General features: G+C 33.6%; 25 protein-coding genes. 22 read left to right on the top strand and 3 right to left on the bottom strand.

Translation table 11 applies throughout. The features are described from left to right. Positions 1-7 precede the first annotated feature (7 nt). Together ligA and ACRASX_RS14210 are read left to right on the top strand one after the other, a co-directional pair. A complete protein-coding gene (gene ligA, locus ACRASX_RS14215) occupies positions 8-2008 on the top strand; it encodes an NAD-dependent DNA ligase LigA (protein WP_432221707.1) in 2001 nt (666 codons plus the stop codon). Further along, positions 2009-2713: a lysoplasmalogenase family protein gene (locus tag ACRASX_RS14210; protein ID WP_432221706.1), complete on the top strand. Its 705-nt coding sequence runs from the start codon at positions 2009-2011 to the stop codon at positions 2711-2713. On the opposite strand, the gene ACRASX_RS14205 is transcribed toward ACRASX_RS14210, so the two are convergent. Both ACRASX_RS14205 and ACRASX_RS14200 read right to left on the bottom strand, forming a co-directional pair. Then, on the bottom strand, positions 2699-3610 hold the full coding sequence (locus ACRASX_RS14205; protein ID WP_432221705.1) for a bifunctional metallophosphatase/5'-nucleotidase: 912 nt from the start codon (positions 3608-3610) through the stop codon (positions 2699-2701). The genes ACRASX_RS14210 and ACRASX_RS14205 overlap by 15 nt on opposite strands. A gap of 114 nt (positions 3611-3724) precedes the next feature. After that, positions 3725-4507: a 5'-nucleotidase C-terminal domain-containing protein gene (locus tag ACRASX_RS14200; RefSeq protein ID WP_432221704.1), complete on the bottom strand. Its 783-nt coding sequence runs from the start codon at positions 4505-4507 to the stop codon at positions 3725-3727. 47 nt (positions 4508-4554) lie between these two features. Between ACRASX_RS14200 and ACRASX_RS14195 the strand changes: the two genes are divergently transcribed. The 14 genes from ACRASX_RS14195 (at position 4555) to ACRASX_RS14130 (ending at position 18661) form a co-directional block, all read left to right on the top strand. Then, on the top strand, positions 4555-5073 hold the full coding sequence (locus ACRASX_RS14195; protein ID WP_432221703.1) for a DUF6913 domain-containing protein: 519 nt from the start codon (positions 4555-4557) through the stop codon (positions 5071-5073). A gap of 10 nt (positions 5074-5083) precedes the next feature. Further along, positions 5084-5962 (top strand): 4-hydroxy-tetrahydrodipicolinate synthase, encoded by an 879-nt coding sequence (dapA, locus tag ACRASX_RS14190; protein ID WP_432221702.1) that lies wholly within the window; start codon positions 5084-5086, stop codon positions 5960-5962. Between the two features lie 140 nt (positions 5963-6102). Continuing rightward, a complete protein-coding gene (locus tag ACRASX_RS14185; RefSeq protein ID WP_066306894.1) occupies positions 6103-6897 on the top strand; it encodes an outer membrane protein assembly factor BamD in 795 nt (264 codons plus the stop codon). Positions 6898-6906: 9 nt separating this feature from the next. Then, positions 6907-7224 (top strand): DNA-directed RNA polymerase subunit omega, encoded by a 318-nt coding sequence (locus ACRASX_RS14180; protein WP_066306893.1) that lies wholly within the window; start codon positions 6907-6909, stop codon positions 7222-7224. A gap of 7 nt (positions 7225-7231) precedes the next feature. Next, a complete protein-coding gene (gene coaBC, locus ACRASX_RS14175) occupies positions 7232-8443 on the top strand; it encodes a bifunctional phosphopantothenoylcysteine decarboxylase/phosphopantothenate--cysteine ligase CoaBC (RefSeq protein ID WP_432221701.1) in 1212 nt (403 codons plus the stop codon). Beyond that, complete coding sequence (locus tag ACRASX_RS14170; RefSeq protein WP_066306890.1) at positions 8436-9320, top strand: DUF4835 family protein; 885 nt, start codon at positions 8436-8438, stop codon at positions 9318-9320. The genes coaBC and ACRASX_RS14170 overlap by 8 nt, the downstream gene beginning before the upstream one ends. A gap of 49 nt (positions 9321-9369) precedes the next feature. Further along, a complete protein-coding gene (recN, locus tag ACRASX_RS14165; protein ID WP_432221700.1) occupies positions 9370-11022 on the top strand; it encodes a DNA repair protein RecN in 1653 nt (550 codons plus the stop codon). Between the two features lie 104 nt (positions 11023-11126). After that, positions 11127-12317: an enoyl-ACP reductase FabV gene (gene fabV / locus ACRASX_RS14160; RefSeq protein WP_432221699.1), complete on the top strand. Its 1191-nt coding sequence runs from the start codon at positions 11127-11129 to the stop codon at positions 12315-12317. Positions 12318-12333: 16 nt separating this feature from the next. Beyond that, the gene (locus ACRASX_RS14155) at positions 12334-13143 is read left to right on the top strand and encodes an enoyl-ACP reductase FabI (protein ID WP_432221698.1); all 810 of its coding nucleotides are present in this window, start codon (positions 12334-12336) and stop codon (positions 13141-13143) included. A 123-nt stretch (positions 13144-13266) separates the two neighbouring features. Then, on the top strand, positions 13267-14265 hold the full coding sequence (locus tag ACRASX_RS14150) for a glycosyltransferase (protein WP_432221697.1): 999 nt from the start codon (positions 13267-13269) through the stop codon (positions 14263-14265). 1 nt (position 14266) lies between these two features. Continuing rightward, positions 14267-14863: a dephospho-CoA kinase gene (gene coaE / locus ACRASX_RS14145; RefSeq protein ID WP_432221696.1), complete on the top strand. Its 597-nt coding sequence runs from the start codon at positions 14267-14269 to the stop codon at positions 14861-14863. 59 nt (positions 14864-14922) lie between these two features. Next, the gene (locus tag ACRASX_RS14140) at positions 14923-16506 is read left to right on the top strand and encodes a sensor histidine kinase (protein ID WP_432221695.1); all 1584 of its coding nucleotides are present in this window, start codon (positions 14923-14925) and stop codon (positions 16504-16506) included. A gap of 4 nt (positions 16507-16510) precedes the next feature. Next, a complete protein-coding gene (locus ACRASX_RS14135; RefSeq protein ID WP_066306881.1) occupies positions 16511-17227 on the top strand; it encodes a response regulator transcription factor in 717 nt (238 codons plus the stop codon). Positions 17228-17332: 105 nt separating this feature from the next. Next, on the top strand, positions 17333-18661 hold the full coding sequence (locus ACRASX_RS14130) for a DEAD/DEAH box helicase (RefSeq protein ID WP_432221694.1): 1329 nt from the start codon (positions 17333-17335) through the stop codon (positions 18659-18661). A gap of 55 nt (positions 18662-18716) precedes the next feature. Here the strand turns inward: ACRASX_RS14130 and ACRASX_RS14125 are convergent, their stop codons facing one another. Next, positions 18717-19940, bottom strand: a complete 1224-nt coding sequence (locus ACRASX_RS14125) for an MDR family MFS transporter (protein ID WP_066306877.1) — start codon at positions 19938-19940, stop codon at positions 18717-18719. 96 nt (positions 19941-20036) lie between these two features. Between ACRASX_RS14125 and ACRASX_RS14120 the strand changes: the two genes are divergently transcribed. The 6 genes from ACRASX_RS14120 to ACRASX_RS14095 all read left to right on the top strand — a co-directional run bounded on the left by ACRASX_RS14120 (position 20037) and on the right by ACRASX_RS14095 (position 24887). Continuing rightward, positions 20037-20639 carry a DUF1684 domain-containing protein gene (locus ACRASX_RS14120; RefSeq protein ID WP_432221693.1) on the top strand — a complete coding sequence of 201 codons (603 nt, stop codon included), beginning with the start codon at positions 20037-20039 and terminating at the stop codon, positions 20637-20639. Further along, a complete protein-coding gene (locus tag ACRASX_RS14115) occupies positions 20639-21286 on the top strand; it encodes a TatD family hydrolase (protein ID WP_432221692.1) in 648 nt (215 codons plus the stop codon). Before ACRASX_RS14120 ends, ACRASX_RS14115 begins: the two co-directional genes overlap by 1 nt. Positions 21287-21330: 44 nt before the next feature. Beyond that, positions 21331-22050 (top strand): tRNA threonylcarbamoyladenosine dehydratase, encoded by a 720-nt coding sequence (locus ACRASX_RS14110; protein ID WP_066306873.1) that lies wholly within the window; start codon positions 21331-21333, stop codon positions 22048-22050. Positions 22051-22202: 152 nt separating this feature from the next. Next, on the top strand, positions 22203-22859 hold the full coding sequence (locus ACRASX_RS14105; RefSeq protein ID WP_432221691.1) for an HAD family hydrolase: 657 nt from the start codon (positions 22203-22205) through the stop codon (positions 22857-22859). A gap of 69 nt (positions 22860-22928) precedes the next feature. Continuing rightward, positions 22929-23777: a DUF2911 domain-containing protein gene (locus ACRASX_RS14100; RefSeq protein WP_066306869.1), complete on the top strand. Its 849-nt coding sequence runs from the start codon at positions 22929-22931 to the stop codon at positions 23775-23777. 291 nt (positions 23778-24068) lie between these two features. Continuing rightward, on the top strand, positions 24069-24887 hold the full coding sequence (locus ACRASX_RS14095) for an SDR family oxidoreductase (protein WP_432221690.1): 819 nt from the start codon (positions 24069-24071) through the stop codon (positions 24885-24887). Positions 24888-24892 lie beyond the last annotated feature (5 nt).

Here is a 24892-nt window from a genome sequence, read left to right as displayed (position 1 = left end):
ATCATTTATGGAAATCCAAAAACAAATTCAGGCATTGCGAGACGAATTAAATTTGCACAATTATAATTACTATGTATTGGATAATGCGACGATTACTGACTTTGATTTTGATGCGAAATTGAAAGAACTAGAAGTATTAGAGAAAGAAAACCCAAGATTTTTTGATGCAAATTCGCCAACGCAACGTGTAGGAGGTACCATTACAAAGAATTTTATAACAGTACCGCATGAGTACCGAATGTATTCTTTAGATAATTCTTATTCAAAAGAAGATTTGCAAGATTGGGAAAATAGGATCCAGAAGGTTTTAGGAAATGTTACTCTGCAATATACGTGCGAATTAAAGTACGATGGCGCATCGATTAGTATAACTTACGAAAATGGGAAATTAACGCGTGCTGTTACGCGTGGTGATGGTTTTCAGGGTGACGATGTGACCAATAATATTAAAACGATAAAATCGGTTCCTTTACTTTTAAAAGGCACTAACTATCCTGATAAATTTGATATTAGAGGAGAAATTATTTTACCCTTTGCTGGATTTGAAAAAATGAATCAGGAATTGGTTGAAATTGGAGAAACCCCGTATTCCAATCCGAGAAACACAGCATCAGGAAGTTTAAAGTTACAAGATAGTGCCGAAGTGGCTAGACGACCATTAGAGTGCTTGCTGTATTTTGTTATAGGAGAAAAATTACCGTTTAATTCACAATTTGAGGGATTAGTTTCCGCTCGTAATTGGGGTTTCAAAGCGCCTAAAGAGGCAAGACTAGCAAGTAATTTAGCTGAAGTTTTTGATTTTATTGATTATTGGGACCTGCATCGACACGAATTGCCATATGAAACAGATGGAGTAGTGGTAAAGGTAAATAGTATTCAACAGCAAGAAGAGTTGGGATATACGGCAAAATCGCCACGTTGGGCAATGGCTTACAAGTTTAAAGCAGAGCGAGTTTCGACAGAACTAAATTCTATCTCCTACCAAGTCGGGCGCACGGGAGCTATTACGCCTGTTGCCAATTTGAGTCCAGTACAATTGGCTGGAACTGTGGTAAAAAGAGCTTCGTTGCACAATGCTGATCAAATAGAAAAACTAGATATTAGAGTGGGAGATACTGTTTTTGTTGAAAAAGGCGGTGAAATTATCCCTAAAATTATCGCGGTTGATCTCGAAAAAAGACCCGAAAATACATTACCAACAGTCTACATAACGAACTGTCCAGAATGCGAAACGGAATTGATTCGAAATTCTGGAGAAGCCAATCACTACTGTCCAAACTTTTATGGATGTCCACCACAAATTATTGGTAGAGTTCAGCATTTTATTTCGCGTAAAGCGATGGATATCGAAGGGTTGGGTGGAGAAACTGTGGCATTGTTGTTTAATAATAATCTCGTTCACAATTACGCCGACTTATACGAATTGTCAGTAGAGCAAATTTTACCTTTGGAACGAATGGCGCAGAAGTCTGCCGAAAACTTGGTAAAAGGAGTAGAGCAGTCCAAAAATATTGCGTTTGAAAGAGTTTTATACGCTTTAGGTATTCGATTTGTTGGGGAAACTGTAGCCAAAAAGTTAGCCAAACATTATAAAAATATTGATGCACTAAGTCACGCAACTTTAATGGATTTAGTTTTGGTGGATGAAATTGGAGAACGGATTGCACAAAGTGTTCTTGATTTCTTTGCAAATGAGCAAAATATAGGTACGATTGACAGATTGAAAAGTTATGGTTTACAGTTTGAAGTTGTAGAAAAAATAAATCTAAATGCGACTAATAAACTAGGCGGAAAAATATATGTTGTTTCAGGTGTATTTACTTTGTTTTCGCGAGATGAACTCAAAAGAGCAATCGAAGACAATGGTGGTAAAATAGGAAGTTCTATTTCATCAAAAACGGATTATGTTATTGCAGGAGATAATATGGGACCTGCAAAATTAGAAAAAGCCAACAAGCTGAATATAACAATTTTGAGTGAGCAAGATTTTATGAACCACATTAGTTAAATGAAACCCAATCAGCCGTCGCTAGTACTGTTTTTCGGAACGATTATTTTAACGATTATTTTTGAAATTTTCTTTCAAAACAGATTGCCGATCATTTATTTGAAATCAATGGCTGTGCCCTTGATGTTTATTTATTTTTTAATCAGTAATAAATACAAAATCACATGGTTTCAAGCCGTTATTTTTATCTGTTGCTTTGTGGGAGACGTAGTAATTGTTCTAAATCCAGCGTATTCAAGTTTAGGTTCGATGTATTGTTTTATGGCAGTATATATGCTGCTGTTGGTGCACGTTTTAAAAAACTTTAAAAGAGTGAGAGTCCGAAAAATAGATGTAGTTCCTATTTTGATCGTGGTCTCTTTTGTTGTCTTTTTACTTTTTTCCATTTTAAAAATGACCATTAATGATACTCAAACCGACATGTTTCTATTATATGTGGTTTACGGTATTGTTTTATGCACAATGAGTTGTGTATGCTTTATTAATCATATTATTAGGCCAACTGCTGCACATCTTTTTATAACGTTAACAGCGATTTGTTTTATTTTGTCAGATATGTTCTTTGTTTTTAACGAGTTTTATCATGACTTATTAATTTTTAGAATAATCAGAAATAGCACTCAATCACTGGCCTATTATTTTATGGTACGTTATTTTTTACTTAAGAAAAAAGAGGTAAAAAGTGACGAATTAAACCACAATTGATTTTCCCTCGGCAATTTTATTCTTGTTTCTATCAAAATAAAAATCGATACGACCTAAATTGATACCGTAGCAACCTACTTGATTTACTAAAACTTCGTTTCCAACTTTGTTTTTTACGATGGTAGGCTTTTCCAGAAATGTGTGCGTATGTCCACCAATAATAATGTCAATATCTTCGGTTAATTCGGCTAATTTTAAGTCGCAAATTTTAGGATCATCGTTTCTGTATTTATATCCTAAGTGAGAAAGACAGACTACTAGGTCACACTTTTCCTGTTTTTTTAGAATCGCCACCATATCCTGCGCAATCTCTATAGGATCGTTGTAAACTGTTTCTTTATACATGCGCTTGTCAACCAATCCTTCCAATTCAATTCCGAGACCAAATACGCCAATTTTTAGACCTTGCTTGTGAAACACTTTATACGGTTTAACCAATCCGTTCATTACTGTGTTGGTAAAATCGTAATTAGAACAAATAAAATCAAATTTTGCATGCGGCATTTGTGCAAGCAAACCATCAACACCATTGTCAAAATCATGATTTCCAATAGTTGAAGCATCGTATTGCATCATGCTCATTAGCTTAAACTCCAACTCACCGCCATAATAATTAAAATACGGAGTTCCTTGAAAAATATCACCTGCATCCAATAAAAGTACGTTTGGGTTTTCTTTTCGAATCGACTTAATCAATTCAGCTCTTCTCGCAACACCGCCCTTATTTGCGTTTCTTGGATCATCTGCTGGAAAAGGGTCAATATGACTGTGAACATCATTAGTATGCAAAATAGTTAACTGTTTCGTTGTTGTAGAATCAAAACTACTTAGTGACAAACCTAAACCAACAAGCGCTGCGCTTGCAGTTGTTTTTTCAATAAATTCTCTTCTTTTCATGGATCTAAAATTATTTGTCAGAGGTAATCTATGCTTTAGTTTTTATTTTTACTTGAGCGTGCTACTTCTATAAATGGTTTGTAGCAAACCTGGTATAAATTATAATTTGAAGTATTATTTATCTTGGATGATTCGAAGGTCTTTTTTCACTGGAATTGTGTCAACTTCTTTAAAATAATCGATAAAAATATCTCGAAGTTTATAGTCTAAATCAAATTTTTGAGTGCTTGTTTTAAAAAAATTCATTTTGTCACCGCCATTGGCTAAGTAATCGTTGGTTGCAACGTAATACGTTTTATTTTCATCGAAGGGTTGTCCTTGAATCATTATATTTTTTGCCTTCCAATCTTTAGTGATGGTAAACGTAATGCCAGATAAAGGATGTGCTTTTTTCTCAGAAATAAAGTAAGATAGCATTTCATTAATTTGAGTTCCCTTTAAGGCTAAGACCACTAAACTGTTTTCAAACGGCATTATTTCGTAAGCATTTCTTGCCGTAATATTTCCTTTGGGAAGTGATGCTCTTATTCCTCCATAATTAAGCAAGCACAAATCTATTTTTTTCTGTTCTCTTTTTTCCAAAACAATATTTCCACGATCTACGCAGGCATCAGCCATTAAATTTCCAATCGTACTTTGCCACTTGCCATCACTCTTAAGCAAATTTTCTGGACAATACGCTAAAACACTATCTAAATCGTTATTGATGTGTTCGCGGTATGGCTTAACAAAGTTTTCAATTTCAGTTGATTGTCCATAAATAGAATCAACAGGAATCAGCTTCCCTTCAATTTTTGAAATTTGATAATTCTGCTTGCTACACGATTCTAGAAAAAAAAGTGTTAAGAATATAACAAAAAGTTTCAAAAATACGTTATACTTTTTTAGTTTTACCATCTTAAATGCGGCTTAAATAATTAATTTTGTAACCTTGTAAAAGTACTATGTTTTTAAACGCTATAAAGCTTTTTTTTATAAAAAAATCGCTCAAAAGAACTTTGCACAATGACATGAAATCGAGCCGTATAAGCGAAATTCAGAATATTGGATTACTTATAGAGAATCGGAATCTGTCTTGTAAACAAGTAATTTTGGATCAATTAGTTGCAAATGGTATTAGAGAAGAAAATGTTTCTATTTTAGTATTTAAGCAAAATTTTAAAAAGAAAGAAAGCGTAAGTTTGCCTACTTGCGGCTTTAAAGATTTGAAGCTGAATGGCAGTTTTGCTGACGGATTTGTTGCAAATTTGATAGCCACTAAATTTGATTTATTAATTAGTTATTATGAGGTGGAAAATCCAGTAATGCTTTCGATTACAAAACAATCGCAAGCTAGTTTTAAAGCAGGATTTACTTTGGAAAACTATTTTTTTAATGATATAAATGTTAAAGTAGACGTATCGAACGCTATTGGTTTTACAAATGAGCTAGTAAAGTATTTAAAAATTTTGAATAAACTATAAGTTAAGAATTATGCAATCATTAATAGGGACAGGTGTTGCGCTGGTGACTCCATTTAACAAAGATTTTTCGGTAGATACAGAAGCACTGCAACGAATTGTGAATTTTTGTGTTGATGGAGGAATTGAGTATCTTGTAATTTTGGGAACCACAGCTGAAAATGCAACTTTATCAGCAGACGAAAAAGAGCTTGTTATCACTACAGTGGTTGCTGCAAATAAAAAACGACTTCCTTTGGTTTTGGGAGTTGGTGGGAACAACACGGCAGAAGTAGTAAAGGAATTAAAAACGAGAGACCTAAGCGCTTTTGAAGCTATTCTTTCTGTTTCTCCTTATTACAGTAAACCGACTCAAGAAGGCATTTACCAACATTACAAAGCTATTGCAGAAGCTTCTCCTATTCCGATAATTTTATATAATGTTCCAGGTAGAACTTCTAGCAATATGTTGCCTAAAACTGTTTTGCGCTTAGCAAACGATTTTGACAATATTGTAGCTATAAAAGAAGCAGCAGGAGATCTCGTTCAAGCAATGCAAATTTTAAAAAATAAACCAGCTCATTTCTTAGTTATTTCTGGAGATGATATGATCGCTTTACCGATGGTGTTAGCAGGAGGTGCGGGTGTTATTTCGGTAATTGGACAAGGTTTTCCAAAAGAATTTTCAGAAATGATTCGTTTAGGTTTAAATAGAAAAGTAAATGAAGCCTTTAAAATACAATATGTTTTAGACGAATGTATTGATATGATTTTTGAACAAGGAAACCCGGCCGGAATCAAAGAAGTGTTTCAATGTCTTGGTATTGCTGATAATACCGTGCGTTTGCCATTGGTAAAAGTAGAGGAAGATTTATCTCAAAGAATAGAAAAATTTTTAAAAAAGAACATTTAATACCACTAATTTTGAATGCTTTTTAATAAGCAGAAAAATATTTTGTAGTAGCTAAATTAATAACTAAATTTGCCACCGAAACTTCGGTGTGATTGCTATTGGGTAAAAAAATCCTTTAGATCATAATAAAAGTTAAGAATATGAAAAAAATAGTATGGCTGTTTGCACTTGTTGTCCTTTTAAATTCGTGTAGTGATTATCAAAAAGCACTTAAAAGTGATAATGTTGCAACTAAATTTGCTCTGGCAACAGAATTATATGAAGCGGGTAAATATAGTAAAGCGATACGACTTTTCGAACAATTAGCGCCAAGTTACAAAGGAAAGCCGCAAGCAGAAAAATTGTTTTACATGTTTTCGAAGGCCTATTACAACACGAAGCAATATTATTTAGCAGGATATCAATTTGAAAGTTTTGCTGCAGGTTACCCACGAAGTGAAAAAGTTGAAGAAGCAGCTTACTTATCAGCCAAAAGTTATTCAATGCTTTCGCCGGTATATAGTCTGGATCAAAAAGATACCTACAAAGCGATTGAGAAAACGCAAAATTTTATTGATAATTATCCAAACTCTGAATACATCGTTGAAGCCAATGCTACAATGAAAGTTTTGACAGATAAATTAGAAAAAAAGTCATTCGAAATTGCAAAGCAGTACAATACTATTTCCGATTACAAGTCGGCCTTAGTTGCTTTTGATAATTTTATTGCCGATTTTCCAGGTACTATGTATAAAGAAGATGCTTTGTTTTACAAGTATGATTCTGCTTATAAATTGGCTATCAATAGTGTTTATGATAAAATGAATGATCGTCTTAATGTTGCTAAAACTTCATATAATAATTTAATGAAGTTTAACAGTGAAACGAAATACAAAGAAAAGGCAGCAGAAATGAATGCCAGAATTGATACAGATTTAGAAAAATTTAAAATATAATTTAAAGTCATGGATTTAAAAAAGACGAATGCTCCAGTAAATACAATAACTTACAACAAGACAGTTATTGAGCAACCAACTGGTAATGTGTATGAAGCGATTACCATTATGGCTAAAAGAGCAAATCAAATTAACTCTGAGATTAAAAAAGAGTTGACTGAAAAGCTAGAAGAATTTGCGACTTATAATGATAGCCTTGAAGAAGTTTTTGAAAATAAAGAACAAATCGAAGTTTCTAAATTTTACGAAAAATTACCTAAACCACATGCTTTGTCAGTACAAGAATGGTTAGATGGTAAAACTTACTACAGAAGTTCAAATAAATAATACTATTATGTCAGTTTTAAACGGTAAGAAAGTTTTGCTAGGAATTTCTGGTGGAATTGCTGCCTATAAAACCGCCAGTTTAGTACGGCTCTTTATAAAAGCAGGTGCACATGTCCAAGTGATAATGACACCTGCTTCTAAGGATTTTGTAACCCCACTTACATTATCGACTCTTTCAAAAAATCCAGTTCATTCTTCTTTTTACTATGAAGAGGATCAAAATGCTCAATGGAACAATCACGTCGAGTTGGCATTGTGGGCCGATCTCATGGTCATTGCACCAGCTACAGCAAACACCTTATCTAAAATGGTTAGTGGTACTTGCGATAACCTATTATTAGCTACTTATTTATCGGCAAAATGTACTGTCTATTTTGCTCCGGCAATGGATTTGGATATGTACAAGCACCCATCAACTCTTGCCAATTTTTTATCCTTAGAAACATTTGGCAATGTAATTATTCCTGCTGAAAACGGAGAATTAGCTAGTGGATTATCTGGTGAAGGACGGATGGCTGAACCAGAAAATATACTTATTTTTTTAGAAAAGGATATTCAAAGTAAGCTACCATTGCGGGGAAAGAAAATTTTAATAACTGCAGGACCTACGTATGAAGCGATTGATCCAGTACGTTTTATTGGCAATCACTCTTCTGGAAAAATGGGCTATGACATTGCCAATGAAGCAGCTAATTTAGGTGCATCGGTAATTTTGGTTTCTGGACCAACTCATTGTAAAATAACAAACAGTTCAATTGAGTTAATTTCAGTTACTTCTGCGGAAGAAATGTACGACGCTTGTCATGCTGTTTTTGATTCGGTTGATGTTGCAATTGCAGCAGCAGCAGTAGCAGATTACAAACCCAAAACAGTTGCAACTCAAAAAATTAAAAAGAGTACGGATGATTTTACAATTCAATTAGAAAAAACAAAGGACATACTTTTTTCATTGGGTCAGATTAAAAAGAATCAACTTTTGATTGGTTTTGCTTTGGAAACTGAAAATGAAATTGAGAATGCAAAGCTGAAAATTCAGAAAAAAAACTTAGATTTGATTGTTTTAAATTCGTTACAAGACGAAGGTGCTGGCTTTAAAAAAGAAACTAATAAAGTAACTTTTATTGATAAAAATTTCTTTTTAGAGCCGATGGATTTAAAACCGAAAGAAGCTGTTGCGACAGATATTTTAAACAAAGTCATTGCTCATTTTTATGAATAAATTCATTGCTGTACTAGCCTTTTTTTGTTTAGGTATTGCAAACGCGCAACAACTTAATTGTACGGTTACTATCAATACCCAAATGTTATCCAATACAAATCAGCAAGTTTACAAAACGTTAGAAACATCTATTGCCGATTTTGTAAATAATACCGATTGGACTGGTGCTGCTTTAAAGCAACATGAGAAAATTAGTTGCTCTATGTACATAACTTTAGCATCACAAAATTCAGATCAGTATTCAGGCACGATTCAAATACAGTCATCACGCTTAGTGTACAATTCGACGTACTCTTCTCCGATTTTTAATTTTAACGACAAAGATTTTAATTTTAATTATAGTGAATTTCAGAATTTATTATTTAACCCAACGACTTACGACGGTAATTTAGTATCTGTTTTGTCCTTCTATAGTTATATCATTCTAGGAATGGATGCAGATAGTTTTGCACCATTAGGAGGAAATCGCTACTTTGAAATTGCGCAAAACATTGCTAATGTTGCACAACAAGGTAGTTATAAAGGTTGGACGCAAGCTGATGGAACACAAAACAGATATTATTTAATTAATGATATGTTGGCTTCAATGTACAATGAGCTGCGTCAAACTTCGTATGCTTATAATACGGCCTTAGATTTAATGACACAAGATCAAAAAGTCGCTAAAGAAAAAATTGTTACCGCTATTTTGAATATAAAAAAGATAAATTCAGTTAAACCAAATGCCTTTTTAACTCGTGTTTTTTTTGATGCGAAATCAGATGAAATTGTTTCTATTTTTTCTGGTGGACCCACTATTCCTATTACCGATTTAGTCGATACTTTAAATAGAGTTTCGCCCTTGAATGCAACGAAATGGTCAGAAATTAAATTTTAACGGCTTCTTGCTTTCATTTTCTTCTTACCAAAATCTTTACTTATACTATATGATTACCTCACTTTCAATAAAAAATTATGCACTTATAGAAAAATTAGCGATTAATTTTTCTACTGGATTTTCTATTATTACTGGAGAAACGGGTGCGGGAAAATCGATTATTCTTGGCGCTATTGGATTGGTTTTAGGAAAAAGAGCTGATTTAGCTTCCTTGAAAAATAAAGACGAAAAGTGTATTATTGAAGCGCATTTTGACGTCTCAAAATATAATTTGCAATCTTTTTTTGAAGCGAATGATCTAGATTATGAAAATGACACTATTATAAGAAGAGAAATTCTACCTTCAGGCAAATCCCGTGCTTTTATCAATGACAGTCCTGTAAATCTGCAAGAATTGCAAGAGTTAAGCACGTTTTTAATTGACATTCACTCCCAACAACAAACGCAAGAATTATCAGACGAAGGGGTTCAGTTTAAAATCATTGACGCGATTGCTAATAATTCTGAAAGTATTACGAAATATCAAACGATACTAAAAACCTATAAAGCTGACAAAAGTAAATTGAATGCTTTGCTGAAAAGAAAAACAGAATCAGCAAAAGAGCAAGAATACAATACATTTTTACTGAGTGAATTATTAGAAGCCAAGCTCAAGTCTGGAGAACAAGAAGAATTAGAAGAAGAGTACGAGAAATTAAACAACGTTGAAATTATAAAAGAATCCATTGATAAGTCATTGCTTCTGGCAAATGAGGAGCAATTTGGTGTTTTTCATAGTTTGAATGAAATAAAAGTAGCGTTGCAGAAAATTGCACCATTCGCGACTGAATATAATGATTTCTTGGAACGAATTTCAAGTATTACAATAGACTTTGATGACGTTTCCAAAGAGTTAGAAAGTGCTTCAGAAAAATTATTGAATGATCCTTCGAGATTGGAATTTCTAAGTCAAAAATTACAGCTAATATTTAATTTGCAAAAGAAACATCAAGTAAATTCTGTCGATGAATTAATTGAAGTTCAAAGTAAATTAGAAAGCACGGTTTTAGAGTTAGGAAGTTTAGAAGAGGATATTGTAACGTACTCCAAATTAATTGAGAGAAAAACGATTGATTTAGATAGTCTTGCAGATAAAATCCATAAAAATAGAGACAAAGCGATTCCAGTTTTATCTCAAAAGCTAGTTACAATTTTAGAAACTTTAGGAATGTCCAATGTTCGTTTTAATATGGCATTGATTCCTTCTGAAACTTATTTCACTAACGGAAAAGAAGAATTACAATTTTTATTTTCTGCCAATAAAGGAACTGATTTCGGATTACTCAAAAAAGTGGCTTCGGGTGGAGAAATGTCTCGAATTATGCTGGCTGTAAAAGCAATTTTAGCACAATATTCTAAATTACCAACACTTATTTTTGATGAAATTGACACCGGAGTTTCTGGAGAAATTGCCATTAGAATGGGCGAAATTATGAAGGAAATGAGTAAGACTATGCAAATATTTGCAATTACCCATTTGCCTCAAATTGCAGCTAAAGGTGGTGCGCATTTTAAAGTCTTCAAATCATCCACTGCTGACGATACACAATCTGAATTAAAATTATTAAGCCCAGAAGAACGAGTGGTAGAAATAGCGCAAATGTTATCGGGATCAGTTGTTTCTGATTCGGCTTTAAATCATGCTAAAGCGTTGTTGAACTAAAAAATTGGGCTATATTTGTCCGTTAAAAAATACGGTTTATCACTTCGTAAAAAGTGAATAAAACATAATATTTATTTTTATAAAAATTAAAATAGTTATATAGTATGATCATAGAACCAAGAATGCGCGGATTTATTTGTTTGACATCACATCCTGATGGCTGCGAGCAAAATGTTAAAAATCAAATTAAATATGTACAGTCAAAAGGTGCTATTGACGGACCTAAAAAAGTATTAGTAATTGGTGCTTCAACTGGTTTTGGATTGGCTTCAAGAATAACAAGTGCTTTTGGTTCTGATGCCGCAACTATTGGCGTTTTCTTCGAAAAACCTCCAACAGAAGGAAAGACAGCTTCACCAGGATGGTACAATTCTGCCGCTTTTGAAAAACAAGCACACCAAGCAGGTTTGTACGCTAAAAGTATCAATGGAGATGCATTCTCTAATGAAATTAAAAATCAGACGCTAGCCTTAATCAAAGCTGATTTAGGACAAGTAGATTTGATTATATATAGTTTAGCCTCACCAGTACGCCAACACCCCACTACTGGCGTTTTACACCGTTCTACATTGAAGCCAATTGGAGGTGCTTTTTCAAATAAAACAGTAGATTTTCATACTGGAAAAGTTTCTGAAGTTTCAATTGAGCCAGCAACTGAAGAAGATATTGCCAATACCATTCAAGTTATGGGTGGAGAAGACTGGGCAATGTGGATTGATCAATTAAAAGCCGCTAATTTGTTGGCTCCTGGAGCTCAAACTGTAGCTTATTCGTATATAGGGCCATCAGTAACGGAGGCAGTTTATAGAAAAGGGACAATCGGTCGTGCAAAAGATCATTTAGAAGCAACTGCTTTTGAAATAACTGATAGTCTAAAAGACATAGATGGTAAAGCGTATGTTTCTGTAAATAAAGCATTGGTTACGCAAGCGAGTTCTGCAATTCCTGTAATACCATTGTATATTTCATTGTTATATAAAATCATGAAAGCAGAAGGTTTACATGAAGGTTGTATTGAGCAAATTCAGCGTTTGTTTCAAGCCAGATTGTATTCAGGTAATGCAGTTCCAACAGATGATAAAGGAAGAATTCGTATCGACGATTGGGAAATGCGCGACGATGTACAAGCAAAAGTAGCAGAGTTATGGAAGCAAGCCGAAACTGAAAATTTAGGAGAACTTGGAGATTTAGCGGGATATAAAAATGACTTTTTAAACTTGTTCGGATTTGCCTTTGAAGGTGTAGATTACGACGCTGAGACGAATGAAGTCGTGAAGATCGAAAGTATAGCTTAATTCGAAAAAAACAACAATGTATAATTTACTAAAGGGAAAAAGAGGTATTATTTTTGGTGCATTGGATGAAAATTCTATCGCATGGAAAACAGCTGAGCGCGTTTTTGAAGAAGGTGGTATCTTTGTTTTAACGAATTCTCCTGCCGCAATGCGTTTGGGTTCTATTGATGCGTTGGCTATAAAAACCAACTCAAAAGTGGTTCCAGCGGACGTTACATCTGTAACAGATTTAGAAAATTTAGCTGATCAAGCGGTTGAAATTTTGGGAGGTAAAATCGATTTTGTATTGCACTCTATCGGTATGTCTGTCAATGTTAGAAAAGGCAATCATTATACGGATGAGAATTACGATTTCACTCAAAAAGGGTGGGAGGTTTCGGCCCTTTCTTTTCACAAGGTGATGCAGGTTTTGTATAAAAAAGATGCAATGAACGAATGGGGAAGTATTGTTGGACTGAGTTACATGGCTGCTCAACGTGTTTTTCCTGATTACAATGACATGGCAGATAACAAAGCCTATTTAGAATCAGTAGCACGTAGCTTTGGTTATTTTTTTGGTAGAGATAAAAAAGTGCGTGTCAATACGATATCGCAATCTCCAACGCCAACAAGAGCTGGAAATGGAGTAAAAGGATTTGATGAGTTTATTTCTTTTTCTGAAAAAATGGCGCCGTTAGGAAACGCATCTGCTTTAGATTGTGCCAATTACATTGTTTCTATGTTTTCTGATCTAACTAAGAAAGTTACCTTACAGAATCTGTATCACGACGGAGGATTCTCAAACATGGGAGTAAGTCAAGCGATTTTAGAAGACTTTACTAAATAGTAATAAAATATATTTTTTGCAACAAAACCATCATCTTTTTAGGTGATGGTTTTTTTATGATATATCCTATCTTTGCGCTAAATTTTAGTAAATTATTCTAATAAATAATACCAATTATCGCATATGTTTTTCTCCTTAATTATTCCTGTTTACAATCGTCCTGACGAGGTAGATGAGCTTTTACAAAGTTTATCATCAAGTGAATATTCTAAACCATTTGAGGTAGTTTTGGTAGAAGATGGCTCGACAATTCCCTGTTTGGAAATAGCCGAAAAGTATTCGAATAAATTGAAAATTTCGTATTATTTTAAAGAGAATTCAGGACCTGGTGCCTCTCGAAATTTCGGAATGGAAAAAGCACAAGGTGATTATTTTATCATCTTTGATTCGGACTGTATTATTCCGTCCACTTATTTGTTAGAAGTTGAAAAAGCCTTAAATGACAATTATGTTGATTGTTTTGGTGGTCCAGATAGAGCGTTAGATAGTTTTTCGGATATTCAAAAAGCGATCAATTTTGCGATGACTTCCTTTTTAACAACAGGCGGAATAAGAGGAGGTTCTGAAAAAATAGGAAAATTTCAGCCCCGTAGTTTTAATATGGGATTGTCTAAAAAAGCATTTGAAGTATCTAACGGATTTGGAAATATTCACCCAGGCGAAGACCCAGATTTGACTATTCGGTTGTGGAACTTAGGTTTTGAAACTAGACTTTTTTCAGATGCCTATGTGTATCACAAACGCAGAATTGACTGGGAAAAATTTAGTATTCAAGTAAATAAATTTGGCAAAGCGCGACCTATTTTAAACAGTTGGTACCCAAAGTACAGTAAAATTACGTTCTTTTTTCCAACAATTTTTATTATTGGGTTGGTTGTTGCCGCGTTTTTAATGCTCATCAATCACGATTGGTTGCTGCAATTGTATTTTGTCTATTTTGTATTTATTTTTCTGGTTTCTACTTTTAAAAATAAAAGTTTAAAAATTGGAGCACTTTCAGTTGTGGCAGTATGGAAACAATTTTACGGTTACGGAGTCGGTTTTTTAGAATCCTTTATTAAGGTAATTGTTTTAAGAAAGAAACCGCAAGAAGCTTTTCCTAATTTATTTTTCAGAATATAATATGACAAAAATAATCGGTTTGACGGGAGGAATTGGAAGTGGTAAAACCACAATTGCTAAAATGTTTGCCGAATATGGCATTCCAGTCTACATTGCAGACGATGAAGCAAAGCAGTTAATGCAGTCAGAAGAACTTGTCTCGGCTATTTTTAAAAAGTTCGGCAGCAGTATTTTTGACGATGGAAAACTAAATAGAGCCAAATTGGCCGCCATTGTTTTTAATGATGCTGAAAAACTAAAACTGTTGAACGAAATTGTACATCCCGCAGTAAAAAAGCATTTTGAAAAGTGGTTGTTGGGCCATAATGATCAATTATATGTCATTTATGAAGCAGCTATTTTGTTTGAAAGTGGACGTTATAGGGATTGTGATTACATAATTACCGTAAATGCTCCAGTGGATGTTAGAATTCAACGGGTTATGCAAAGAGATAATTCGTCAAAGGAGGAAGTTTTAAATCGGATAAATATGCAATGGAATGACCTACAACGTTCCGAAAAAAGCAATTTTGTAATCAATAACATTGATATAGTTGCGGTAAAACAAGAAATTGTTAAAATTCTTAAAATTTTAGATATTAAACAAAATGATTCTTAAATGTTAATATTTGGTTAATGCATTATTCTGTATAATGTTAAAATATTAATTTTGTTTCGATGAATAAATTATTTTTTAGAATACTAGTTCTATTAATGAGTCTCTCTTTAATAGGAATTATACTAGTTCAGGTTTATTGGTTTAATAATTCGTTTCAAAACAATGACGAACAATTCAAATTTCATGTAAAACAGGTTATTGGAGAAGTTGCGCAAAAGTTACAACAGCAAGAAGCTTATAGTTTTTACGACAAGTACAACCACATAAAAGACAGTACAGGAAAATTGCCTCAGCGAGATGATTTGTCTGAATTTTTTTATATTCAAAAAAACAGAAAGACCAATAAAACTATTGTTTACTCCAATAGCATTATAACCGAGGATTACAAAATCAACGGCTCGCTCTTTGACAAAAGATTTAATAATGAACGATTCAAAAACTTTAGCTCTAAGCGGGTTACCGAAGTTTTTAATGACAATTCAATAGATAATTCTTCTCTTGATGTAAGTGTTATTCCAGATGTGAAGATTGAGAAATCGGGTAACTTAGAAATATTAGATAATGCGCAGTTCGAAATTTTCTATAAAGACATTGCTTCTGCAATGCCAATTAATGAAAGAGTTTCATCAGATAAAGTTCAAAAATTATTAAAGAAACAATTAGAAGAGTACGGAGTAAAGACAAAATTTGAATTTGGTATTTACAGTAGTGGAATTGCTACTAAAATAAAATCCTCCAATTTTGCGTTTATTAGGGATTTAACCTATACCATTCCAGTATTTACTGATAATGAAGGAAATAGTAAATATGAGCTGATGGTCACGTTTCCTCATAAAAAACGATTCTTATTATCGGAGTTAGTTAGTATTACAATACTGTCAATTATTTTTACATTAATCATAATAATCGCGTACTCTAGTGCATTAAATCAGTTGATCCGACAACGTCATATTGATGAGATTAAAACAGATTTTATCAATAACATGACGCATGAGTTTAAAACACCCATTGCAACGATCAATTTAGCTTTGGATGCGATTAAAAACCCGAAGATTATAGATGATAAAGAAAAGGTTTTTAGGTACTTACAGATGATTCGTGATGAAAATAAGCGAATGCATGCGCAAGTAGAAAACGTTTTGCGTATATCTAAATTAGAGAAGCGAGAATTAGACATTACAAAAGATCCTGTTAATATTGAAGATATTATTAATGATGCTATTGAGCATGTAAGCTTAATATTAGAAGACAGACACGGAAAAGTAAGTACGAATTTTGGTGCTTTGAGAACAACTGCTTTGGTTAACGAAGTACATTTTACAAACGTGATCGTAAATATTTTAGAAAATGCAATAAAATACACGCCAACTGTTCCTGAGATTCAAATTTTCACAGAAAATGTTAAAGACATGATTCTGATAAAAATCAAAGATAACGGTCAAGGGATGAGTAAAGTTGCTCAGAAGCGCGTTTTTGAAAAGTTTTATAGAGAACATACAGGAGATTTACATAACGTAAAAGGACACGGTTTAGGACTGTCGTACGTAAAAAGAATAGTAGAAGATCATAATGGTCAAGTCTATGTAGAAAGCGAAAAAGGGAAGGGTAGTACCTTTATAATAAAAATACCACTAATAAATTAATATTATGGAAAATAACAATAAAAGAATACTTTTAGTAGAAGATGATCTTAATTTTGGAGCGGTTCTTAAAGACTACTTAATGTTGAATGACTTTGACGTTACTCTGGCAAAGAATGGTATGGAAGGATTTGAAAAATTCAAAAAAGATGTATACGATCTTTGTATTTTGGATGTGATGATGCCGTATAAAGATGGTTATACATTAGCAAAGGAAATTCGTGAAAAAAATAGCGAAGTGCCAATTATTTTTTTAACTGCAAAATCTATGAAAGAGGATGTGTTGAAAGGATATAAAGCTGGTGCTGACGATTACTTGAATAAGCCTTTTGATTCAGAAGTTTTATTGATGAAAATTAAAGCAATTATTCAAAGAAAATCATCTGACATCAAAACAGAACAAGTACAGTTCGAATTTAATATTGGGAGATTCCATTTGAATTCAAAATTGAGATTTTTAACCTTTGATACGGATGAGCCAACTAAATTGTCTCCGAAAGAAAATGAGTTATTGAAAATGCTTATTTTACATGAGAATGACTTAATGCCACGAGAATTAGCTTTGACAAAAATTTGGAGAGATGATAACTACTTTACTTCAAGAAGTATGGACGTTTATATTGCTAAGCTTAGAAAATACTTAAAACCGGATGAAAACGTTGAAATTTTAAACATTCACGGTGAAGGTTTTAGATTAGTTGTAAAAAACAAAGTGACTGTTTAAGTTTCGCTTTAACTATTATATTTTAAAATGGGGTTTTCTAAACCCCATTTTTTATTTTAAAAAATTAGACATTAGTTTCTTCACAGAATCTTTTACCTTTGTCGCATGAATACAAAAAATATACTTTCTAATTTAGGGATTTCAAACCTGAATGAAATGCAAGAAGTTGCTCAAGATACGATCTTGAATGACAACAATACGTTATTGTTATCTCCAACGGGCTCGGGTAAAACGTTAGCTTTTTTATTACCTGTTTTACAGTTATTACAACCAGAAATTTTATCGGTACAATGTTTAATTTTGGTTCCTTCACGAGAATTGGGATTGCAAATTGAGCAAGTATGGAAAAAAATGGCAACCGATTACAAAGTCAATATTTGTTACGGAGGCCACTCGATCGATACCGAAATTAAGAACTTAAGTAATCCGCCAGCAGTTTTAATTGGCACGCCAGGAAGAATAGCAGATCATATCGACAGAGAAACGTTTAGAACAGATAAAATTCAGACTTTAATTTTAGATGAATTTGATAAGTCGTTGCAATTAGGATTTCACGAACAAATGTCTTTTATCATCGGAAAATTGAGCAAACTAAACAAACGTGTTTTGGTTTCTGCTACTTCTGATATTGAAATTCCAAAATATACAAGAGTGATCAATCCTACCGTCTTGGACTTCTTGACTGAGGAAGAGAAAATCAATCTCTCTACAAAGTTAGTGGTATCAAAGGATAAAGATAAATTGGGATCCCTATTTAATTTGATTTGTTCTTTAAAATCAGAAGCAGCGATAGTTTTTTGCAATCACCGTGACGCTGCAGAGCGCATTAGCGACACTTTAAACGAAAAAGGTATTTATTCGACGTATTATCATGGCGGCATGGACCAAGACGAAAGAGAACGCGCATTGATTCAGTTTAGAAATGGTAGCATGAGTTATTTAATTACGACTGATTTGGCTTCGCGAGGCTTGGATATTCCAGAGATGAAACATGTTATTCATTACCACTTGCCTTTAAAAGAAGAAGAATTCACCCATAGAAATGGTCGTACTGCTCGTATGCAAGCAAAAGGGACAGCGTATGTATTAATTCACGAAAGTGAAAAAAAGCTGGACTACGTTGATTATAAAATGGATGTGATGGATGTAAGTGCTGCCACTACTTTACCAAAACCACCCGAATTTCAGACCATATACGTTAGTGGTGGAAAGAAAAATAAATTAAATAAAATTGATATTGTTGGTTTCTTTTCTCAAAAAGGGAATTTAGAAAAAGGAGATTTAGGTTTAATAGAAGTCAAAGATTTTATTTCGTTTGCAGCAGTCAGATTTAATAAAGTACAAGATTTGCTAAAAAATGTCAGAGACGAAAAAATGAAGGGCAAAAAATTTAAAATTGAAGTAGCTCGGAAAGTAATAAAAAGAGAAGAATAAAAAGAGAAGAATAAATTAGATACCATTCGATATAATAAATATCGAATGGTATTTTTTATTTAAAAATTTGTTTCTCCGATCTCAATAAGTTTTGAACCCAATAGCAGCAAGCAACCGCTATTAATCCCAAGGTTCCCATAAAAAACCAGTTCGCTTGATAGCCAAGATCTGCAATAATTTCGAATCCAACTTTCGAGCTAACAATATGTGCCAAGCTAAAGCTCATAGTGTACAATGCCATGTAGCGACCCTCTTGTCCTTTTGGAGCACGACTTAAAGCAAAAGCATTGGCAAATGGAAAAGCAAAAATTTCTCCTATAGAAATCAAGATCATGGCAATTACAAGCATTCCTGCCCAAAAATTAAAAAGTAAGGTGTAAAAACTGGTCGCCATTAAAAAAGTTCCCCACAAAACAATTTTAATTTTAGAACTGTCTTTTCTAACTAGATATCCAACAATTGGCATTTCTAGTGCAAAAATTAACAAGCCATTTAAGGTCATTAATAAGCCAGTCTGCAGTTCAGACAAGCCAAATTTTTCGTTGTGGTACAGAGGTAAAGAGGTAAACAATTGAAAAAAAATCATTGCAGTAGCAAAGCTCACAAACAAAAAAGCCCAGAATACTTTATCTTTAAATACCGATGTTGTAACCGCTTTTTCTTCGTCGTGATTTTCAAATGCCGACTTTTTCTTTTCTTTTACCAATAATGCAAAAACAGTAATGGCAACTATGCAAGAGGTTCCATCTACCCAGAACAAACCATTATACCCGATGTTCATAATGATTAAACCACCTAAAGCGGGGCCAGCAGCAAAACCCAAGTTTACGGCCAAGCGAACCAAGGTCAAAGCTCGTGTTCTGTTTTCGGGTTTGGCGTACGCGCCGAGCGAAACAAACATAGCAGGTCGAAACATATCGGCAAGAACCATAATTCCGAACATTCCAAAACATAATCCTGCGAAAGAAGTGATGTATTGTATTGTAAAAAGACACAATCCGCTAGAAAATAAACTAAACACCATTATTTTGTAGAAGCCAATTTTATCAGATAATTTACCGCCCAGCCAAGAGCCTAACATCGAGCCAAGTCCAAAGCAAACCATAATCCATCCGACTTGATTATAAGTGAAGTTTAAATCTTCCTTGAGATATTTAGATAAAAAAGGAAGTACCATCGTTCCTGCGCGATTGATGAAAGTGATAAGTGCTAAAATCCAGATTTCTCTAGAAAATCCACGAAAATTATTAAGATAACGTTGAAAAGCAGTTGTTCGCATTAAGTCATAAAATATCGGTGCAAAGTTAAACAAGTTTGTACTTCACTAACCTTGTGGCTTTGTTTCTTTTAAAGTATTTTTGCTAAAAATAATAGAATGAAAAAAAGTATTGTGATTTTGTTCTTTCTACTGGCTCAAATTACTTTGGCACAAGCTGCATTTAGTACAAGCGAATCACAGCGATTTCAAACAAAAATTAATGCTGAATATGCAGATGCTGCAACCAGCCCGCTATTGGCTGAAGATTTAAAAGATTTTCAAAGATTAGCTTTTTATTCAATTGATGAAAAATTTATCGTGACGGCAAAATTAATTAGATCAAAAGGGGAAAAGCCATTTGATATGAACACCTCGACTGCAAGAACCCCAAAGTACATTAAATACGGCACTCTTTATTTTAGCATCGATGAACAGAATTTGAAATTAAGTATATATCAAAATATAGAACTTTCTAAAAAGCCAGGTTACGAAGAGCATTTGTTTTTACCTTTTTCTGATCTTACTTCGGGAAAGGAAAGTTACATTGGAGGAAAATACATTGATTTAAAAATTCCAAAAGATGACACTATCGTAATCGATTTTAATCAGTCTTATAATCCGTATTGCGCATATAATTCTAAATATTCGTGTCCGATTGTTCCTTTAGAAAATGATCTTAATGTTGCAATTGAAGCTGGCGTTAAAAAATTTCACAACTAATGCAGTTTTTTAATTGTCACACCCATCAATCTTTAGTCAAAGAAGGTGTTTTGGATTTAGTGAATCAATATCCAAAGGAATTTGATGAAAAAATAGCTTTTTATTCAATAGGAATTCATCCGTGGTACATTGAAGAAAGTTCAATTGCTGCTGAGCTACTAGTAATTGAAGAAAAACTGCAAACTGCAAACTGTTTGGCTTTAGGAGAATGCGGTTTAGACAAACGAATTGAAGTCGCTTTTGAACTACAAGAAAAAGTTTTTGAACAACAACTGCTATTAGCCGAAAAACATCAAAAACCAGTGATTATTCATTGCGTTGCCGCTTTTCAAGAGGTAATTGCTATTGCAAAAAAGTTAAAAATTAGTGTTCCGCTTATTATTCATGGTTTTTCAAAAAACACGCAAGTGGCACAACGACTTCTAGCAAACGGTTTCTATCTTTCCTTTGGAAAATACTTACTAAAAAACCCAGAATTAGAAAGTGTTTTTCAGAAGATACCAGACGAGCGTTTTTTCTTAGAAACGGATACGTTGTCTGAATCAATCGAGGAAGTATATGCATTGGCAGCAAAATATAAAAATAAATCAATTATTGAGTTGCAAGCTACCATTGCAGCTAATTTTAAAAATGTATTTCAGAGATAAGATAGAATCCTTATTTCTAAACAAAATAATAAAACACATTACGTATGGCAGAATGGACGGAAAGAGCCGAGCTTTTATATACAAAAGAAGGATTAAATAATTTAATAAATGCTAACGTCTTAATCGTTGGTATGGGCGGAGTTGGCTCTTTTGCAGCCGAATTTTTAGCAAGAGCTGGAGTTGGAAAAATGACTATTGTTGATGGAGATGTGGTTGATATTACCAATATAAACCGACAATTACCTGCGTTGCATTCGACAATTGGACAAGCTAAAATAACTATTGTTGGCGATCGTTTGATGGATATTAATCCAGAATTGCAATTGACTCGAGTAGAAGAGTTTTTATCTCCCGAACGAGCTTTTGAAATTGTTATTCCAGAATTTGACTACGTAATAGACTGCATCGATAGCATCACACCAAAATTAAATTTGATAATGGGTGCCAAACGAAATAGAGTAAAAATTATCAGTTGCATGGGAGCAGGTGGAAAAATGATAGCTTCAAAAGTAAAAGTTGCTGATATCTCAAATACAATGAATTGTTTTTTTTCCAAAACGATTCGTAAGCGTTTAAAGGAAGTAAATATCAATAAATTAAAAGTAGTTTTCTCTTCTGAAATTCAAGATGAAAATAGTTTGAAACTAACTGATGGGTCTAATTTTAAAAAGTCTTTTTACGGTACCAACAGTTACATGCCTGGATTATTTGGTTTGTATGCGGCTGAAACTGCAATTCGTTATTTGTTGAAAAGAGATAAGTGAGTAGTAAGGCTTTAGTATTCAAATTTTAATCTTTAAATTCAATAGATGAATTATAATTAAAAGAAAATCATTTACACAATCACCGTATACTTTTACTGCTTTAAAAAAAGCTATACGTATTTGAGCCCTGAAAAAAATAAAAAAAATAAAAAATGATAAAAACAGTAATATTTGATATGGATGGCGTGATTGTTGATACCGAACCGGTACATTACTACGCGTATCATGAGCAATTTAAAGAATTAGGAATTGAGGTTACTGATGAAATGTATGCTTCGTTTACAGGATTTTCGACTCGAAACACGTTTCAAAGATTAAAGGAATCATTTGTTATTTCGCACGAAGTAGAGGATTTGATTCAACGTAAAAGAGCTATATTTAATGATGCTTTTGACACCAAAGAAGATTTGTATTTGTTGGACGGAGTAGAGGATTTGATAAAGGATTTGCATGGCAACGGCATACAATTGATTTTGGCATCGTCCGCTTCGAAAGTAACAATTGCACGAGTTTTTAATCGGTTTAATTTACACCAATATTTTACTGATATAGTAAGTGGTGAAGATTTTCCGCAATCAAAACCTGATCCCGCAATCTTTTTGCATGCTGCTTCGTTATCGACTGCGCCAAAAGAGAATTGTATAGTAATTGAAGACAGTACCAACGGAATTAAAGCAGCCAATGCAGCAGGAATTTTTTGTATCGGTTACGACAGTGAACATTCGAAAATGCAGGATCTCAGTTTAGCAGATTTAGTAATTAAACATTTTTCGGAATTAAATTTTAAAAACATAGCACAATTACAGTAAGATATTAGGTTTAATTTAACTAGCGATATTCTTTTGTATTTGTAAATTTGAACAAATAAATAAACTATCATGAGAAAATTATTTTTTGCACTAGCGATTATTTTAGCGCCATTTGCTTTGCAAGCACAAATTAAAACACCAGCTTCTAGTCCAAAAGGAGTTGTAAGTCAGGTCGTTGGTTTGACAGATGTAGAAATAGTGTACTCTAGACCAAGTGCTAGAGGTAGAGCTGTTTTTGGTAATTTGGTACCTTTTGGGAAATTGTGGAGAACAGGTGCGAACGAAAATACAATTATATCTTTTAGTGATGATATTGTTATTGATGGCAAGACATTGAAAAAAGGAAAATATGCTTTATATACCATTCCGAGAATTGAAAGTTGGGATGTTATTTTTTACAAAACGACAGATAACTGGGGATTACCAGAAGAATATAGCGAGGCCAACGTAGCTTTAAAAACAACGGTTAAGGAAGAATCTTTATCCAAAGCTGTAGAGACTTTTACGGTAGGAATTAATAATATTGATCCAAACTCTAACTATGCACATTTAGATATTGCTTGGGAGAATTCTTCAGTATCTATGAAATTTGATGTGCCAACTGCAAAAATAGCGTCTGAAAGTATGGAAAGAGTCCTTTCTGGGCCGACAGCAGCAGATTACTTTGCAGCAGCGCAGTACCTATATCAAATAAAAGGCGATATCAACAAATCGAGAGAATATGTAGACAAAGCTTTGGATTTAACTAAAGAACAGCCGTTTTATTATAATCGTTTAAAATCATTGATTCAAGCGAGACAAGGAGATAAAAATGGTGCAATCTCAACTGCTAAAGTTTCATTAGCTGCTTCTGAAGCCGCAGGAAATCAAGATTATGTAAAAATGAATAAAGACAGTATTTCAGAGTGGAGTAGATAAGTGTTATTTATTTATAAATTATAAAAAAAAGGTTTGACTTGTAAAAAAGTCAGACCTTTTTTTCGTTTTAAACGTTCTTAATTTTTCTCCAAAAATATCGTTGATCCGATCGCGGTTATTCTTCAATAGGATTGTCGTGCTGAATATTTTACAATTATTTTAGCACTTTCTGTACGAACTGCAGCACGTAATTTTTGTAAGTTTATGATAATGAAAGTAGTATTACTTCAGTTTGATGAGAAATATTTTCCTAAATAATTTTGCTCAACAGATAATTCTAAAACAGTTCAAATGCAAAAACCAAATAATAGACTTTCCAATCAAACGTGTATAGTAACAGGTGCTAATTCTGGAATTGGAGAAGCAGTCGCTACAGCTATTGGTCGAGATGGAGCCAATGTGGTTATTAATTACGTATCGCATCCAGAAATTGCAGAAGAAATTGCTCATAAAATTTCAATTGATAATTTATGCGGTGATGCGATTGCTGTAAAATGCGATGTGAGTAAAGAAAGCGAAGTTATAGCACTATTTAAACAAACGATTAATCACTTTGGAACGGTCGATATTTGTGTTCCAAACGCAGGTTTGCAACGCGATGCTGCCTTACACGAAATGGAATTAAAAGACTGGCAGTTGGTGTTGGATGTGAATCTTACCGGACAATTTTTGTGTGCTAGAGAAGCAATTCGTGAATTTTTACATCGAGGTATGCGTCCAGAAGTATCCCGCTCCCTCGGCAAAATTATCCAAATGAGTTCAGTTCATCAGTTAATTCCTTGGGCTGGTCATGCTAACTATGCGGCGAGTAAAGGAGCGATTAATATGCTAATGCAAAGTATATGTCAAGAATATGCACCACATAAAATAAGATGCAATAGCATCGCTCCTGGAGCGATACAAACCCCAATCAACAAAAACGTTTGGGGAAATCCAGAAGCATTAAATGACTTAAATAAATTAATTCCGTACAAACGAATTGGTGTTCCAGAAGATATTGGTAGCACAGCCGTATGGTTGGCTTCAGATGAATCTGAATACATTAACGGAACGACCATTTTCGTAGATGGCGGAATGACTTGTTATCCTGGTTTTACGACTAACGGCTAATTCAA

Origin of the sequence: Flavobacterium sp. TMP13, from assembly GCF_050847115.1 — a bacterium.
Classification (GTDB): domain Bacteria; phylum Bacteroidota; class Bacteroidia; order Flavobacteriales; family Flavobacteriaceae; genus Flavobacterium.
Note: the sequence above shows the minus strand (reverse complement) of the source record. Positions and strands in the feature narration are given on the sequence as shown.

What these genes read in the sequence shown, in the direction of transcription:
- ligA (WP_432221707.1), top strand. Translation starts at nt 8, where the DNA reads ATGGAAATCCAAAAACAAATTCAGGCATTGCGAGACGAATTAAATTTG.
- ACRASX_RS14210 (WP_432221706.1), top strand. Translation starts at nt 2,009, where the DNA reads ATGAAACCCAATCAGCCGTCGCTAGTACTGTTTTTCGGAACGATTATT.
- ACRASX_RS14205 (WP_432221705.1), bottom strand. Translation starts at nt 3,610, where the DNA reads ATGAAAAGAAGAGAATTTATTGAAAAAACAACTGCAAGCGCAGCGCTT.
- ACRASX_RS14200 (WP_432221704.1), bottom strand. Translation starts at nt 4,507, where the DNA reads ATGGTAAAACTAAAAAAGTATAACGTATTTTTGAAACTTTTTGTTATA.
- ACRASX_RS14195 (WP_432221703.1), top strand. Translation starts at nt 4,555, where the DNA reads ATGTTTTTAAACGCTATAAAGCTTTTTTTTATAAAAAAATCGCTCAAA.
- dapA (WP_432221702.1), top strand. Translation starts at nt 5,084, where the DNA reads ATGCAATCATTAATAGGGACAGGTGTTGCGCTGGTGACTCCATTTAAC.
- ACRASX_RS14185 (WP_066306894.1), top strand. Translation starts at nt 6,103, where the DNA reads ATGAAAAAAATAGTATGGCTGTTTGCACTTGTTGTCCTTTTAAATTCG.
- ACRASX_RS14180 (WP_066306893.1), top strand. Translation starts at nt 6,907, where the DNA reads ATGGATTTAAAAAAGACGAATGCTCCAGTAAATACAATAACTTACAAC.
- coaBC (WP_432221701.1), top strand. Translation starts at nt 7,232, where the DNA reads ATGTCAGTTTTAAACGGTAAGAAAGTTTTGCTAGGAATTTCTGGTGGA.
- ACRASX_RS14170 (WP_066306890.1), top strand. Translation starts at nt 8,436, where the DNA reads ATGAATAAATTCATTGCTGTACTAGCCTTTTTTTGTTTAGGTATTGCA.
- recN (WP_432221700.1), top strand. Translation starts at nt 9,370, where the DNA reads ATGATTACCTCACTTTCAATAAAAAATTATGCACTTATAGAAAAATTA.
- fabV (WP_432221699.1), top strand. Translation starts at nt 11,127, where the DNA reads ATGATCATAGAACCAAGAATGCGCGGATTTATTTGTTTGACATCACAT.
- ACRASX_RS14155 (WP_432221698.1), top strand. Translation starts at nt 12,334, where the DNA reads ATGTATAATTTACTAAAGGGAAAAAGAGGTATTATTTTTGGTGCATTG.
- ACRASX_RS14150 (WP_432221697.1), top strand. Translation starts at nt 13,267, where the DNA reads ATGTTTTTCTCCTTAATTATTCCTGTTTACAATCGTCCTGACGAGGTA.
- coaE (WP_432221696.1), top strand. Translation starts at nt 14,267, where the DNA reads ATGACAAAAATAATCGGTTTGACGGGAGGAATTGGAAGTGGTAAAACC.
- ACRASX_RS14140 (WP_432221695.1), top strand. Translation starts at nt 14,923, where the DNA reads ATGAATAAATTATTTTTTAGAATACTAGTTCTATTAATGAGTCTCTCT.
- ACRASX_RS14135 (WP_066306881.1), top strand. Translation starts at nt 16,511, where the DNA reads ATGGAAAATAACAATAAAAGAATACTTTTAGTAGAAGATGATCTTAAT.
- ACRASX_RS14130 (WP_432221694.1), top strand. Translation starts at nt 17,333, where the DNA reads ATGAATACAAAAAATATACTTTCTAATTTAGGGATTTCAAACCTGAAT.
- ACRASX_RS14125 (WP_066306877.1), bottom strand. Translation starts at nt 19,940, where the DNA reads ATGCGAACAACTGCTTTTCAACGTTATCTTAATAATTTTCGTGGATTT.
- ACRASX_RS14120 (WP_432221693.1), top strand. Translation starts at nt 20,037, where the DNA reads ATGAAAAAAAGTATTGTGATTTTGTTCTTTCTACTGGCTCAAATTACT.
- ACRASX_RS14115 (WP_432221692.1), top strand. Translation starts at nt 20,639, where the DNA reads ATGCAGTTTTTTAATTGTCACACCCATCAATCTTTAGTCAAAGAAGGT.
- ACRASX_RS14110 (WP_066306873.1), top strand. Translation starts at nt 21,331, where the DNA reads ATGGCAGAATGGACGGAAAGAGCCGAGCTTTTATATACAAAAGAAGGA.
- ACRASX_RS14105 (WP_432221691.1), top strand. Translation starts at nt 22,203, where the DNA reads ATGATAAAAACAGTAATATTTGATATGGATGGCGTGATTGTTGATACC.
- ACRASX_RS14100 (WP_066306869.1), top strand. Translation starts at nt 22,929, where the DNA reads ATGAGAAAATTATTTTTTGCACTAGCGATTATTTTAGCGCCATTTGCT.
- ACRASX_RS14095 (WP_432221690.1), top strand. Translation starts at nt 24,069, where the DNA reads ATGCAAAAACCAAATAATAGACTTTCCAATCAAACGTGTATAGTAACA.